We start from the raw sequence: 13,504 nt of genomic DNA on the forward strand, positions 1-13,504 counted from the left end.
CGGACTGGCGGGCATCGCCACGGACTTCGGCGTCTCGGTGGAGGAGCCGGGCCGGGCGGCGGCACCGGCCGCCGCCGCGCCCCCGAAGCCGGTCGTCCCGCCCGCCGCGCCGGGCGCACTGACCAAGGTCACCCTGGACAAGGGCAAGGTCAACCTGGTCAAGGGCGGTTCGGTCTCGCTGGAGAAGAACGGCAAGCCCTTCCTCTCCTCGGTCCGGATGGGCCTCGGCTGGGAGGCCGCCGGGCGCGGCCGCAACATCGACCTGGACGCCTCCTGCATCGCCTTCGACGCCCAGCGGAACAAGATCGAGACCGCCTGGTTCATGAAGCTGAACGTCTTCAACGGCGCCATCGCCCACTCCGGTGACAGCCTCACCGGCGAGGGCACGGGCGACGACGAGGCGATCACCGTCCACCTGGACGGCCTGCCGCCGGAGGTCTGCGGCCTGGTCTTCGTGGTGAACTCCTTCTCCGGCCAGAAGTTCACCGACGTCAAGAACGCCTACTGCCGTCTGCTGGACGCCGGTTCGGGCCAGGAACTGGTCCGCTTCGACCTCAGCCACGCCGAGGCGAGGACCGGCGTGGTGATGTGCAAGCTGATCCGCCAGTTCTCCGGCGAGTGGGTGATGACCGCGGTCGGCGAGTACGTCGACGCCAAGACCGCCCGCGCCATGGTCAAGCCTGCGGCCGCCATGCTCTGACGGACCGTCCGGGGCAGCCTGCCCCCGAGGGGCGCACACCCTTCGGGGGCAGGCTGCCGAGGTGTCGGCTCGGCCACCGTGGGCCTCCGGGGCTCCGACGGCCGAAGAAACACCGAGGGCGGCCCCCCTGCCATCGGGAATGCCGCCCTCGGTCGTCCAGGGTGTGCGTCAGCCGCGCGTGGCCATCGCACGGAGGAAGAACGTCAGGTTGGCCGGGCGCTCGGCGAGACGGCGCATGAAGTACCCGTACCACTCCTGCCCGTACGGCAGGTACACGCGCATGGTGTTGCCCGCGTCGGCCAGCCGCAGCTGCTCCTCCGGGCGGATGCCGAAGAGCATCTGGTACTCGTAGCTGTCCCGGCTGCGGCCGTTCCACTCGGCCAGCTGGCCGGCGATCTTGATCATGTTGGGGTCGTGCGAGGCCACCATCGGGTAACCCTCGCCCGCCATCAGGACCTTGAGCGCGCGGACGTAGGCCAGGTCCACCGCGTGCTTGCCCTGGAAGGCGACCGACTCGGGCTCCTTGTAGGCGCCCTTGCAGATCCGCACCCGCGAGCCGGGACCGGAGAAGTCCCGGCAGTCGGCCTCGGTGCGGCGCAGGTACGCCTGGAGCACGACGCCCAGCCACGGGAAGTCGGCGCGCAGCTCGCGGGCGATCGCCAGGGTGGAGTCGGTGGTGGTGTGGTCCTCCATGTCCAGGGTGACCGTGGTGCCGGCCTCCTTGGCCGCCTCGCAGATCCGCCGGGCGTTCTCCAGCGCGATCTTCTCGCCGTCCACCGGCAGGAACTGGCCGACCGCCGAGAGCTTGACCGAGACCTCGGCGTCGGCGGCGAGGCCGGTCTCCTTGAGGGCGGTGAGCAGGTACTCGTACGCCTTGGCGGTGTCGGCGGCCTGGCTCGCGTCCTTGGTGTCCTCGCCGAGGTGGTCGAGGGTGACCTTGCGGCCGGTGGCCACCAGATCGTCGGTCGCGGTGACGGCCTGGTCCAGCAGTTCACCGGCGACGAAGCGCTCGACTATCGCGTGGGTGGGCGGGAACTTCTCGACGACGGTGCGCACCTGCGGGGAGCGGGAGGCGGCGAGGAGGGCGGAGCGGAGCATCGGTACTCCTGGAGACGGTTCAGCAGGCAGGGGAGAGAGGAGCGGGGACGGCGGCCGAGGGTGGGAGGACCGCCGTCCCCGGGGCGGGCCCGGTCGGCTCTTGGCCGGCCGGGCCCAGGATCGGACCTGGTCAGCCCATGTGCGGGTAGCGGTAGTCGGTCGGCGGGACGAACGTCTCCTTGATGGAGCGGGTGGACGTCCAGCGGGTCAGGTTCTGCTTGGCGCCGGCCTTGTCGTTGGTGCCGGAGGCCCGGCCGCCGCCGAAGGGCTGCTGACCGACGACGGCGCCGGTCGGCTTGTCGTTGATGTAGAAGTTGCCGGCCGCGTTGCGCAGCTTGTGCATGGTGTACTGGACGGCCTCGCGGTCCTGGGCGATGACCGCGCCGGTCAGACCGTACGAGGAGACCGACTCCATCTGCGTGAGCATCTCGTCGTACTTGTCGTCCTCGTAGACGTACACCGAGAGGATCGGGCCGAAGTACTCGTCCCGGAAGTACTCGGCGGCCGGGTCCTCGCAGACCAGGACGGTCGGGCGGACGAAGTAGCCGACCGAGTCGTCGTACGTGCCGCCGGCCAGGACCTCGACCTCGGGGTCGGCCTGGGCGCGGTCGATCGCGGCCTTGTTCTTGGCGAAGGACCGCTCGTCGATGACGGCGCTCATGAAGTTCGCCAGGTCGGTGACGTCACCCATGGTCAGGCCGTCGACCTCGGCGCGGAACTCGTCCTTGAGCTCGGCCCAGAGCGAGGCCGGGACGTAGGCGCGGGAGAGCGCCGAGCACTTCTGGCCCTGGAACTCGAAGGCGCCGCGGGTCATCGCGGTCTTCAGCACGCCCTTGTCGGCGGACGGGTGGGCGACCAGGAAGTCCTTGCCGCCGGTCTCGCCGACGATCCGCGGGTAGGTGCGGTAGCCCGCGATGTTGGTGCCGACCTCGCGCCACAGGTGCTGGAAGGTCGCGGTGGAGCCGGTGAAGTGGATGCCCGCCAGGTCCCGGTGCTTGAGCGCGACCTCGGAGACGGCCAGGCCGTCACCGGTCACCATGTTGATGACGCCCTTGGGCAGGCCGGCCTCCTCGAAGACCTGCATCAGCAGGTGCGCGGAGAACTGCTGGGTCGGGGACGGCTTCCAGAGCACCACGTTGCCCATCAGGGCCGGGGCGGTGGGCAGGTTGGCCGCGATGGCGGTGAAGTTGAAGGGCGTGATCGCGTAGACGAAGCCCTCCAGCGCGCGGTGGTCGCTGCGGTTCCACACGCCGGGCGAGGAGATCGGCTGCTCGGCGATGATCTGCCGGGCGAAGTGCACGTTGAAGCGCAGGAAGTCGACCAGCTCGCAGGGGGTGTCGATCTCGGCCTGCTGGGCGGTCTTGGACTGGCCGAGCATGGTCGCGGCGGCCAGCGTCTCGCGCCACGAACCGGCGATCAGGTCGGCGGCCTTGAGGAAGATCGCGGCGCGCGAGTCGAAGGAGAGCGCCTGCCAGGCCGGGGCGGCGGCCAGCGCAGCGTCGATGGCGTCCCGCGCGTCGTCCTGGGTGGCGTTGCGCAGGGTGCCGAGCCGAGCCGCGTGGTTGTGCGGCTGGACGACGTGGATCTCGGAGCCGCCGCCGAGGCGGCGCTCACCGTTGATCGTCATGGTCAGCTGGATCGGCTCCTGGCCGCCCAGCTCCTTCAGCTTGGCCTCCAGGCGAGCCCGTTCGGGGCTGCCGGGGGCGTAGCTGTGGACCGGCTCGTTCACCGGCGCGGGGACCTGGGTCACAGCATCCATGGCGCACGCTCTCCTTCTCGTCATGGGAGCCGACGAGGGTCGCACGTCGGCCATGGACGAACCGTATTCCCCCAGGCCGGAGCACTTGATTGGCCGGGCGGCTAAAGTCATTCGGACAGAGTTGTCCGACCGGACGAAGGAGGGCCGACCGCATGTCAACTCCGCAGGCTCCCTCCCCCGGCTCGCCCCCAGCCGCCGTCTCCGGGCTGCCGCTGCGGCAGCTGCTGATGTCGCTCGGCGAGCCCCTGGTGGAGCTCCAGGCGGCCCCGGCCGGCCTGGACGTCCCCGTCCGGGACGTGGCGATCCTCGACCCGGAGGACCCGGCCACCGCCGCCCCCGGCGAACTCGTCCTGGCGATCGGCGCCCGGGGCCGGGCCGCACTGCCCGCGCTGCGCGCGGCCGGCCGGGCCAGAGCCGCGGCCGTCGCGGTCAAACTGGACGCCCCCGGCCAGGCGGACGCGCTGCGCGAGGCCGCCACCGATGCGGGGGTGGCGCTGCTCTCGGTCCGCCGGGAGACCCGCTGGGAGCACCTGGACTCCCTCGCCCGGGCGATCATCGCCGGTCCGGACGCCCCCGAGACCCCCGAGCACAACGCCGGCGACCTCTTCTCGCTCGCCCAGACGGTCTCGGTGCTGACCGGCGGCATCGTCTCCATCGAGGACACCTCCAGCCGCGTCCTCGCCTACTCGCGCTCCTCCGACTCCGACGAGGTCGACGACCTGCGCAGGCTCTCCATCCTCGGCTGGCAGGGTCCGGAGCCGTATCTGTCCAAGCTCCGCGAGTGGGGCATCTTCCAGCACCTGCGCAGCTCGGACAGTGTGATCGCGGTCGAGCCGCACCCGGAGCTGGGCCTGCGCCGACGCCTGGCGATCGGCATCCGCGCGGGTGCCCAGCCGCTCGGCACCATCTGGGTGCAGGAGGGTGCCCAGCCACTCGCCCCATTGGCCGAACAGGCGCTGGTCGGCGCGGCCCGGGTGGCGGCGGCGCAGCTGGTCCGGCGCAGACGCGAGCTGTCGGCGGACGTCCGGCTGACCCGGACCCTGCTCACCGGCCTGCTGGAGGGCTCCACCGGGCCGCAGTCGCTGGCCACCCACCTGGGGCTCGAACTGCGCCGCCCGGCCACCGTGCTGGCCTACGCGGCGGGCTCCCCGGGCGAGGGCCGCAGCCTCGAACTCGCGATGAGCGAGGTCACCGGCCTGATCTCGGTGCACACCGCCGCCCGGCACCGCAGCGCGCTGCTCGCCCCGATCGAGTCCCGGGTGTACGTCCTGCTCCCCGAGCTGCCCGCCGGACTGCCGATGGCCACCGTGCGCAGCTGGGCCCAGGAGGTGGTGGCCGCCGCCGGCGAGCACCTGGGGGTGCGGCTGCGGGCGGCGATCGGCTCGACGGTGGACGGCCTGGCGGCGGTACCGGAGTCCCGGGCGCAGGCGGACCGGATCCTGGACGCGATGCGCCGCGGCGGGGTCGACCTGGACGTCGCCGCGCTGATCGACGTCCAGGCCGAGGTCCTGGTCAGCGAGGTGCTGGCGCTCCTCCAGGACCGCCAGGGCCTGCGCGACCCCCGACTGTCGGCGCTCACCGAGTACGACCGCCGGCACGGCACCCGGCTCGCCGAGTCGGTCCTGGCCTGGCTGGACGCCCTCGGCGAGGTCCGGGTGGCGGCGGACTCCCTGCACATCCACCCCAACACCCTGCGCTACCGGGTCCGCCGTGCCGAGCAGTTGACCGGTATCGACCTCGCCCAGCCCCAGCAGCGCCTGCTCGCCATGCTCCAACTCCGCCTCCCCGCAGAGGAGTCGGGCCACTGAGCCGGTCGGTCCGAGCCGACCGGTTCAGCCCCGGTGGCAGCGCTGCCAGGGGCCGGTGATGGCCAGCATGATGCCCGGCTCCTGGATGTTGGCGAACAGCGTGTCCCCGTCCTCGGAGAAGGTCACCCCGGTGAACTCGCTGAACTCGGGCTTCTCGGCCGTGCCGAGGTTGAGCTCGTTGCGCGCGATCGGGAACGTCCGCCCGTCGTCGGTGGTGCCGAACAGGTGCTGCACCCCCTCGCCGTCCTCCGCGATCACCAGTCCGCCGTACGGCGAGACGGTGATGTTGTCGGGGCCGTCGAAGTTGCCGTGGTCGCCCGCCGGGTCGGCGTTGACCCCGAGCAGGACCTTGAGGGTGATGGTGCGCCGGCTCGGGTTGTAGAACCAGACCTGGCCGTCGTGCTGCACCGGGCTCTCCGAGCGGGCGAAGCTGGAGACGAAGTAGCAGCCGCCGTCACCCCACCACATGCCCTCCAGCTTGCGGGCCCTGGTGATCTCGCCGTCCTTGAACTGCTTGCGCACCGAGGTGGTGCGGGCGTCCCGGTCCGGCACCTTGACCCAGTCCACGCCATAGGTGGTGCCGATCCCGGCCGCCCGGGACAGGTCGTCGACCAGCTTGCCGTGCGAGTCGAAGACCTTGAACGCCTCCAGCACACCGGCGTCGGCCGCCAGGGTGCGCAGCCTGCCCTTGCCGTGCCGGAACCCGGCCGGCGGGGTCCAGCGGAACAGCAGGCCGTTCGGGTTGGACGCGTCCTCGGTCAGGTAGAGGTGGCCCCGGCGCTCGTCCACCACGACGGCCTCGTGCGCGTAGCGGCCGAGGGCCTTGATCGGCCGCGGGTCGCGGTTGGCGGACTGGTCGTACGGGTCGACCTCGAAGATGTAGCCGTGGTCCCTGGTCATGCCGTTCTGGCCGGCCCGGTCCTCGGTCTCCTCGCCGCTCAGCCAGGTGCCCCACGGGGTGCGGCCACCGGCGCAGTTGGTGGAGGTGCCGGCGATGCCGACCCACTCGGTGACCTGCCGCCCGTGGTTGCGGACCTCCACCACGGTGCAGCCGCCCGCCGCGCCCGGGTCGTAGACGTGGCCCTCCAGCAGCGGCACCGGGTGCGGCCAGTCGGCCCGCGGGCCCTTCAGCTCGTGGTTGTTGACCAGCAGGGTGCTGCCGTGGTGGCCCGCGAAGGCCGCGGTGCCGTCGTGGTTGCTCGGGGTGGACTCGCCGGTGACCAGCCTGGTCTTCCCGGTCTGGGTGATCACCCGGTACGAGAAGCCCTTGGGCAGCGCCAGCAGGCCCTTCGGGTCGGCGACCAGCGGGCCGTAGCCGAGAGCGGTCCCGCCTCCCCGGGCGGCGGCGGCCTCGCCACCGGCCGGAGCGGCGATCGCGCCCGGGGCGGAGGCCAGCACCTCGGCGCTGCCGGCCACGAGCACACCGGCCCCGAGCAGCGTGGAACGGTGGACGAAGTCCCGTCGGGACAGCGGCACGGCGGTCACTCCTGAGTGGTGGCGTGGGGTCGCCGCCCGGCCGGCGGCGGCCGGTGGCGGCGGTGCGACGTCGAGCAGACTCCGCGCCGCCGGTGAACCCGGCATGAATCCGGCCCCACACCCCCATGGCCTTTTGCCAACCGATTCCCTGCACATGACTATTGCTTTACCAGGTTTCCCCGGCGCATCATGAAACCGCCCCGGGCGCACTGCTCGGACGTGCCCTCGGCGCGGGCACCCGCACGCCCGAGCCGACAGCGCGTCCGAACAGTGCGCCGGGGTCCAACCCCCGGGCGCCACCGGCCGGTTCAGTGCTGCGTGCGCTCCACCCGCCACTGCTCCCACGCCGTCAGCCAGGCCTCCTGGGCACCGGTGGCGTTCCGTGTACCGTCCGACCAGATCCGGGTCCAGGCCCGCTGGGCCGGCAGGCTCGGCACCTCGCTCGCGAACGCCGTGTACCGGACCACCTCCTCCACCGCGGCCCGGCCCTCCGGGGTGCCGACGGCCCAATCCGCCTGCTGGGCCAGCCTGGTGAGGTGGTTGACCATGGTGGTGATCGACTCGCCCGCCTCGTCCCTGCTCTCCGAGGCGAGCTTCATCTGCTGCCGCACGGCGGCCTCCCAGCGGACCGCCGCCGCCTCGCCGCGCGAGCGCCGCGGCACCCGGGGCGGCCGGTCGTCGCGGATCTGGGCGGCGATCGCGAGCGACTCCCGCACCGCGTGCTCCACCACCGCCCGGTGCGCCTCCAGGCCGACCACGGGCGGCAGTTCGCGCTCCTCCAGGGCCACCCGGCGGGCCTGCTGGGCGGCCAGCTTCCGCATCAGGTCGGTCCGGCCCAGGATGTAGCGCTCGAAGTCCTCGATCCGCTTCAGCTCGATACCGCCCGGCGGCACCCCGCGCCCGGTCACCGTGACGGTGATGCCGTCCACCCGCAGACGCCCGGCCCAGACCGGCTTCCGGCGGCTCTCCGCCGCGCCGCCGCGGGACTCCTCGGCGCCGGGCTCCACTCCGGAGACCGCCTCCGAGACCGCCTCGGCGAGTTCACGGTCCGCGCTCCGGGCGCGGCCCTCGTCCCTGGCCCGGTCCTCGTGGATCTGGACGGCCCTCGGCTCGCCCTCGACGGTGATCCACTCGCGCAGGGCCCGCACGCTGCCCGGACCGTCGCCCTCGTCGATGCCCAACTGCTCGAAGACCCGGTCGCGTTCGTCCTCGACCACGTCCTCCAGCTCCGGCAGCCGGTCGGCATCGGTCCCGGGCCGGTAGGTGCGGACGGTCACATACGGCCCCTCGGCCGAGCTCCAGTCGCCGGAGCGCACCTCGACCCAGCCCAACTCGCCGCTGCGGAACTCGTACTCGGCCAGCGCGTCACTGTCCTGGCTGCCCTCCGCCACCTCGGCGTCACCGCTGGACGGCGCACTCTCGCCGCCGGGCGCCGGGTCCGCGCGGTGCACTCCCCCACCCCTGGAAGCGCGATCCACCCCGTAGACCGGGAAGTCCGCGTCCCCGAGCACCTGACGGCTGTACTCCTCGTGGTCGGCGTAGAAGTCCTCCGGTCCCTGGGGCCTGCTCGCGCTCTGCCTCTTCATCCTGTGCCGCACCCCCGCGTGTTCGCCTGGCCGTCGGTCCCGGCCACCACTGCTCCGGGCCTGGCCCGGCGCACCGGGGCCGCGTCCGCCCCACGATACGTCGGAAGCACCTGCTGGGCCATCAGCTTCCCTCGTACGGTTGTCAGATGGCCCACCCGGCCACGTTCGGGCCGGATTGTCAGTAGCCTTGCCTACCCTGAGCGGCATGACAGCACCGAAGAACTTCCCCGCCAGGATCAGCATCGTCACCCTCGGAGTCGCCGACCTGCAGCGCAGCACCGAGTTCTACGAGGCCCTTGGCTGGCAGCGGTCCAGCGCCTCCAGCCCGGAGATCGTCTGGTTCCGCACCGCGGACTCGGCCCTCGGCCTCTTCCCCACCGAGGCGCTCGCGGCCGACGCCGGGGTGCCGGTGACGGGCGAGCCGTCCTTCCGCGGTGTCACTCTCGCGGTGAACCTCGAATCACCCGAGTCGGTTGACGCCGCCCTCGAAACGGCCGTCGCGGCCGGCGCCACGGTGGTCAAGCCCCCGTCCGGCAGCGGCTGGGGCGGCTACTCCGGCTACTTCGAGGACTTGGACGGCCACCTCTGGGAGCTCTGCCACAACCCGTTCTTCCCGTTCACCGAGAGCGGCAGCCTCGACCTGCCGTGACGGCTCGCCACCCCGGGGGCAGCGTTGGATCCCAACCACTACCACCTCACCTCCGTCTGGCGGGTGCCCGCCGAGCCGCAGCGGGTCTACCGGGCCCTGGAGGACGTCGCCCGCTACCCGCAGTGGTGGCCGCAGGTCCGTACGATACGGCAACTGGACGAGCACACCGGTGAGTTGACGATCCGCTCGGCCCTCCCCTACACGCTGCGCATCACCGTGCGCGAGCAGCACCGGGCCCCGGCGGCCGGTCTGCTCCAGGCCGCGCTCGGGGGCGACCTCCAGGGCTGGTCACGCTGGCGGGTGAGCCCGGCCGGCCACGGCGCGGGCACCCTCGTGCGCTTCGAGGAGGAGGTCCGCCCGGCCAAGCCGCTGATGCGCCGCCTCGCCCTGATCGCCCGCCCCCTCTTCCTCGCCAACCACGCCGCCATGATGCGGGCCGGCGAGCGCGGCCTCCGCTCCCACCTCGCCTGACCGGCAGCGGCGCGGCGGCCGGGGGCAGGGAACCGCGCGGCCGGCCCGGTGAACCCACCCGGCCACCCGCACGGTTCCCCACACCCCGGTGCGGGGCTACTTGCCCCGGCGGGAGCGGGCCTTGAAGGCCGCCTTCCTGGCCTCCTTGGCGACGCCCCGGTCCCGGTGCAGCTCACCGACCGCGTCCAGCACCTCCGCCGTGTACGGGTGCTCGATCCGCCACAGCTCGGCGAAGAAGCCCGCCGGGTCGTCGTCCACCGGCAGCCCGTCCACCAGCTGCCGCAGCGCCTCGCTCTCACCCTCGCCGGTCAGCAGCTGCGCGGCGAAGGTGTCCACGATGGTCCAGAGCACCACCCCGTACTCGGGCGCGGCGACCTCCAGCCCCTGTTCGAGCAGCCAGGCCCGGACCCCGCCGGCCAACTGCGGGTCGTCCACCACCTCCTGGGCGGCGGGCCGGGCCCCGGCCCCGAGCTGCTCCAGCGCGGACAGGCAGAGCATCCGCCGCACCGGACCGTAGGGGTCGGTGCCCCGGGCCGCCGCCAGCAGCTCGCGCGCCGCCCGGACCGGCTCGCGGTCGGCCAGCCAGACGGCCAGCTCCCGCTCGGGCAGCACGTTGTCGGTCTCGGAGATCCCGCGCAGCAGTTCCTCCGCCGTCCCTGCGGCCAGCTCGCCGACCAGCGGGGCCTCGAAGCCGTCCTCCAGCAGCCACTGCCGCACGCCGTACTGGCCGAGCGCGGTGAGCCTGACCATGCCGAACCGGGCGGCCTCCGCCTCGTCCAGCGGGCCCTCGCCGTCCACCGCGGGCTCCTCGCCCGACTCCTCCTCGAACAGCTCGGGGTCGATCGGACGGTGCTCCAGCAGCCCGAGCTCGGCCAGGTCGCCGAGCATCGGGTCCAGCGTCACCATCAGGTCGGTGATCTCGCCGAGCATCTCCTCGTCGGGCTCCTCGCCCTCGGGCACGACCAGCAGCGCGGCCAGCACCCCGAGCGGCACGGTCTCCTGCCCCGGCTCGGCGAAGGCCGTGGTCTCGTAGAGCACCTGGAGCGCCTCGTCCAGCAGTTCGGCGGCCGCCTGCCGGGACTCCTCCAGCTCCGCGAGCCCGGCCTCGTCGGTCTCCTCCGCCGCCTCGGCGCCCTCCTCGCCCTCACCCTCGCCCTCCAGCGGGAGCGAGTCGGCCTCGGCGGACAGCTCGCGGACGATCCCGGCGGCGGTCAGCCACAGTTCGAGGACGGTCTCCGGGTCACCCTGCTCGGCGTCCGCCAGATCGGGGCCCGGGATCGCGACGTGCTCACCGTCGGCGGTGGTGCCGATCTCGACGAGCTCCAGGTCGCAGGCGAGGGACCAGGCCCGCATCGCCTCGATCACGGCCTCCTCGGGCGCGTCCCCCTGCTCCGGGGCCAGGCCGAGCAGCCGGGCGGCCGGGGCGCGGTCCGGCCCGGTGAGGTCACCGAACTCGTCCACCGGACGGTGCGGTGCGGCCCAGCGGGCCAGCTTCAGTGCGTGGTCGATCAGCGGTACCGCGAGCGCTGCGGCCGCCAGCTCCGCCTCGGGCGGCAGCAGGACCGGCGGGACGAGCACGACCGCGTCGTCCATGTCGTCCTCCTCGCGGCCGTGCGCCGCGAACGCCCCGTACAGATCTGCCAGCTCGTAGTCGGCGGGCAGCAGACCCTCGGCCTTCGCGCCGGGCCCGCTCTCCGCCGGGTTGTCGGGCTTGGTGCGACGTCGTCCGGCCATCGTGCGCGTTCTCCCGTACTGACATTGTCGTAGTGGTGGTGCTCACAGAGCCTCGCAGTGGCCGCGTCCGCCGTAGCGGCGGTCACCGCACCACAGGGCCGGGTGGGTGCCGGTCCATCTACTCAGCGTAGCCGTCGGGGCGCCCGTGTGCCCGGCCGATCGGCCCTCGCGCCGCCGCCGGACAGTACCAGCACGTATCCTTCGCTTGGCGCAGTGCACAACCCCGCACCGCCACCGGGCAACGACGCCCACCCCACCCTCCGCGCCGCCCCCTCCCCATGCCCGCCCACGGGTCGTCGGGACGGATCCGGCAGGAGGGGGTATCGCTCACCCGCGCCGCCGGCGACTCCGACTCCGGGCCACCACCCCAGGCCCTGCCCGGGCCCGGTTGCGCCCGGCCACAGGAGACCCCTGCCATGGCGGACCTCTCCCCTGCCGGCCCCGGACTGCCCACAGCGCAGTACCCGGTACGCCGGCTCTCGGAGGCCCTGCTTCCCCTGGAGCTCGCACCACGCACGCAGCTCCAGCTCGCCGCGATCAGCCGCTGGAACGCGGTCCGCGGCATCCGCGTCGGCCTCGTCGCCGCCGCCCTGCTGCTTCTGCTGATCGGCGCCAATCTGGCGACCCCGATCTACCCGGTGCTCCAGCAGCGCCTCGGGCTCACCGCGCTCGACACCACCATCCTCTTCACCGTCTACGTCTTCGCCCTGGTACCGGTCCTGGCCGCGGTCGGCCACTGGTCGGACCACCTCGGGCGACGGGCGATGATCCTGCCCGCCGTGACCCTGGCCGCCGCTGGCGACGCGCTCTTCGCCACCGCGGGCAGCTTCGGCCAGCTCGCCGCGGGCCGGGCCGTCCAGGGCATCGCGGTCGGGCTCTCCACCGGGGCCGCCGGGGCCGCCCTCGGCGATCTGCTGCCGGACCACCAGACCCTGGCCGCCAAACTCACCCTGGCCTGTTCGGCGGGCGGTGTCGCGCTCGGCCCGATCGTCGGGGCCCTGCTCGCGGGCGGCAGCAACCCGCTGCTCACGCCGTTCCTGGTGCACGCGGTGGCCCTGCTGGCGCTCTGCATACCGCTGGCGCTGGTCCACCCCAGGATGCCCGGCGGGATGCGCCCCGAGGCCACCCCGCCCCGCATCACCACCCCGGCCCACCTGCGGCCCAGGCGGCTCGCGCTGCCCGCCACCGGCCGCCGCGAGTTCCTGCTCGCCGCCGGGGCCGGCTTCGTCTCGTACGCGGTCTTCGGGGTCTACCTCAGCCTGGCGCCCGCTTTCTCCGCCACGCTGCTGCACAGCGGCTCGCACCTGACCGGCGCGGTGGTCGCGGCGCTGCTGCTCGGCTCCTCGGCCCTCGCGCAGCTGCTGGTCCCGCCGACCGCCGACCGCCTGGTGATCGCCCTCGGCATGACCGGTCTGGCGGCCGGCCTGGGCATGGTGGTCGCCGCCGGATACAGCGGCACCCCGGCGCTGCTCTTCATCGGCAGCGTCCTCGGCGGCGCCTGCCAGGGTGTGGCGTTCCGCTCGCTGTTCACCAGCGCGGTCGCCGCGATGGACCCCGAACGCCGGGGCAGCGAGCTCTCCGCCCTCTGGGTCATCGTCTACCTCGGCAGCTCGCTGCCGATCGTCGCCGTCGGCGCCCTGGTCCGCTCCTACGGCCTGCTCCCGGCCGTCAGCGGCTTCGCGGCCCTCGCCGCGCTGGCCTGTCTGGGCCTGGCGGGTGCGGTGGTCAGGCGGAGCCCGTCCGCCTAGGCACACCGGGGGGCAGGGCCGACGCCACGGAACGCCCCCCGACATGCCACTGCCGCGTGATCCCTCGGGATCACGCGGCAGTGGTGCAGCTCAGTGGATCAGACGTTGAAGCCGAGCGCGCGGAGCTGGTCGCGGCCGTCGTCGGTGATCTTGTCGGGGCCCCACGGCGGCATCCAGACCCAGTTGATCCGCAGGTCCTTCACCAGACCGTCGGTGGCGGTCTTGGCCTGGTCCTCGATGACGTCGGTCAGCGGGCAGGCCGCCGAGGTGAGCGTCATGTCGATGGTGGCCACGTCGTCCTCGTCGATGTGGACGCCGTAGATCAGGCCCAGGTTGACGACGTCGATGCCCAGCTCGGGGTCGACGACGTCCATCAGGGCCTCGGTCAGGTCCTCGACGGACACGGTGCCCGCGCTGGTGCCCACCGGCCCGTCGGGGCTGCTGTCGGCAGCCGGGGTCTCGGTCTCGCTCATGG

General features: G+C 73.1%; 11 protein-coding genes. 5 read left to right on the forward strand and 6 right to left on the reverse strand.

Features of this window, described 5'->3' with window-relative positions; translation table 11 throughout:
• Nucleotides 1-700 (forward strand): TerD family protein (locus tag UK12_RS06330; RefSeq protein ID WP_045300514.1); only part of this gene is annotated, 700 nt, incomplete at its 5' end.
• Nucleotides 701-868: 168 nt separating this feature from the next.
• On the opposite strand, the gene UK12_RS06335 is transcribed toward UK12_RS06330, so the two are convergent.
• On the reverse strand, nt 869-1,798 hold the full coding sequence (locus UK12_RS06335) for a proline dehydrogenase family protein (protein WP_045300516.1): 930 nt from the start codon (nt 1,796-1,798) through the stop codon (nt 869-871).
• Nucleotides 1,799-1,928: 130 nt separating this feature from the next.
• The gene (gene pruA, locus UK12_RS06340; RefSeq protein WP_045300518.1) at nt 1,929-3,557 is read right to left on the reverse strand and encodes an L-glutamate gamma-semialdehyde dehydrogenase; all 1,629 of its coding nucleotides are present in this window, start codon (nt 3,555-3,557) and stop codon (nt 1,929-1,931) included.
• Between the two features lie 152 nt (nt 3,558-3,709).
• Here pruA and UK12_RS06345 point away from each other — a divergent pair, with 152 nt between their 5' ends.
• Nucleotides 3,710-5,365: a PucR family transcriptional regulator gene (locus UK12_RS06345; RefSeq protein WP_045300520.1), complete on the forward strand. Its 1,656-nt coding sequence runs from the start codon at nt 3,710-3,712 to the stop codon at nt 5,363-5,365.
• A gap of 24 nt (nt 5,366-5,389) precedes the next feature.
• On the opposite strand, the gene UK12_RS06350 is transcribed toward UK12_RS06345, so the two are convergent.
• Both UK12_RS06350 and UK12_RS06355 read right to left on the reverse strand, forming a co-directional pair.
• Complete coding sequence (locus UK12_RS06350) at nt 5,390-6,841, reverse strand: alkaline phosphatase PhoX (RefSeq protein ID WP_045300521.1); 1,452 nt, start codon at nt 6,839-6,841, stop codon at nt 5,390-5,392.
• 308 nt (nt 6,842-7,149) lie between these two features.
• The gene (locus UK12_RS06355; protein ID WP_045300523.1) at nt 7,150-8,427 is read right to left on the reverse strand and encodes a hypothetical protein; all 1,278 of its coding nucleotides are present in this window, start codon (nt 8,425-8,427) and stop codon (nt 7,150-7,152) included.
• 205 nt (nt 8,428-8,632) lie between these two features.
• On the opposite strand from UK12_RS06355, the gene UK12_RS06360 reads away from it, so the two are divergent.
• Nucleotides 8,633-9,076, forward strand: a complete 444-nt coding sequence (locus tag UK12_RS06360) for a VOC family protein (protein WP_045300525.1) — start codon at nt 8,633-8,635, stop codon at nt 9,074-9,076.
• Between the two features lie 24 nt (nt 9,077-9,100).
• The gene (locus UK12_RS06365) at nt 9,101-9,547 is read left to right on the forward strand and encodes an SRPBCC family protein (protein WP_045300527.1); all 447 of its coding nucleotides are present in this window, start codon (nt 9,101-9,103) and stop codon (nt 9,545-9,547) included.
• 96 nt (nt 9,548-9,643) lie between these two features.
• Here the strand turns inward: UK12_RS06365 and UK12_RS06370 are convergent, their stop codons facing one another.
• Nucleotides 9,644-11,281, reverse strand: coding sequence for a hypothetical protein (locus tag UK12_RS06370; RefSeq protein WP_052681635.1), 1,638 nt, complete (start codon nt 11,279-11,281; stop codon nt 9,644-9,646).
• A gap of 416 nt (nt 11,282-11,697) precedes the next feature.
• Between UK12_RS06370 and UK12_RS06375 the strand changes: the two genes are divergently transcribed.
• Nucleotides 11,698-13,029 carry an MFS transporter gene (locus UK12_RS06375; RefSeq protein WP_197084603.1) on the forward strand — a complete coding sequence of 444 codons (1,332 nt, stop codon included), beginning with the start codon at nt 11,698-11,700 and terminating at the stop codon, nt 13,027-13,029.
• A gap of 98 nt (nt 13,030-13,127) precedes the next feature.
• On the opposite strand, the gene UK12_RS06380 is transcribed toward UK12_RS06375, so the two are convergent.
• Nucleotides 13,128-13,502: a metal-sulfur cluster assembly factor gene (locus tag UK12_RS06380; protein ID WP_197084604.1), complete on the reverse strand. Its 375-nt coding sequence runs from the start codon at nt 13,500-13,502 to the stop codon at nt 13,128-13,130.
• Nucleotides 13,503-13,504: the final 2 nt, after the last annotated feature.

The organism is Saccharothrix sp. ST-888 (genome assembly GCF_000955975.1).
GTDB lineage: Bacteria > Actinomycetota > Actinomycetes > Streptomycetales > Streptomycetaceae > Kitasatospora.

Excerpts from the sequence above, each read along its gene's own strand:
- UK12_RS06335 (WP_045300516.1), bottom strand. The coding sequence starts at position 1,798 with ATGCTCCGCTCCGCCCTCCTCGCCGCCTCCCGCTCCCCGCAGGTGCGC.
- pruA (WP_045300518.1), bottom strand. The coding sequence starts at position 3,557 with ATGGATGCTGTGACCCAGGTCCCCGCGCCGGTGAACGAGCCGGTCCAC.
- UK12_RS06345 (WP_045300520.1), top strand. The coding sequence starts at position 3,710 with ATGTCAACTCCGCAGGCTCCCTCCCCCGGCTCGCCCCCAGCCGCCGTC.
- UK12_RS06355 (WP_045300523.1), bottom strand. The coding sequence starts at position 8,427 with ATGAAGAGGCAGAGCGCGAGCAGGCCCCAGGGACCGGAGGACTTCTAC.
- UK12_RS06360 (WP_045300525.1), top strand. The coding sequence starts at position 8,633 with ATGACAGCACCGAAGAACTTCCCCGCCAGGATCAGCATCGTCACCCTC.
- UK12_RS06370 (WP_052681635.1), bottom strand. The coding sequence starts at position 11,281 with ATGGCCGGACGACGTCGCACCAAGCCCGACAACCCGGCGGAGAGCGGG.
- UK12_RS06375 (WP_197084603.1), top strand. The coding sequence starts at position 11,698 with ATGGCGGACCTCTCCCCTGCCGGCCCCGGACTGCCCACAGCGCAGTAC.
- UK12_RS06380 (WP_197084604.1), bottom strand. The coding sequence starts at position 13,502 with ATGAGCGAGACCGAGACCCCGGCTGCCGACAGCAGCCCCGACGGGCCG.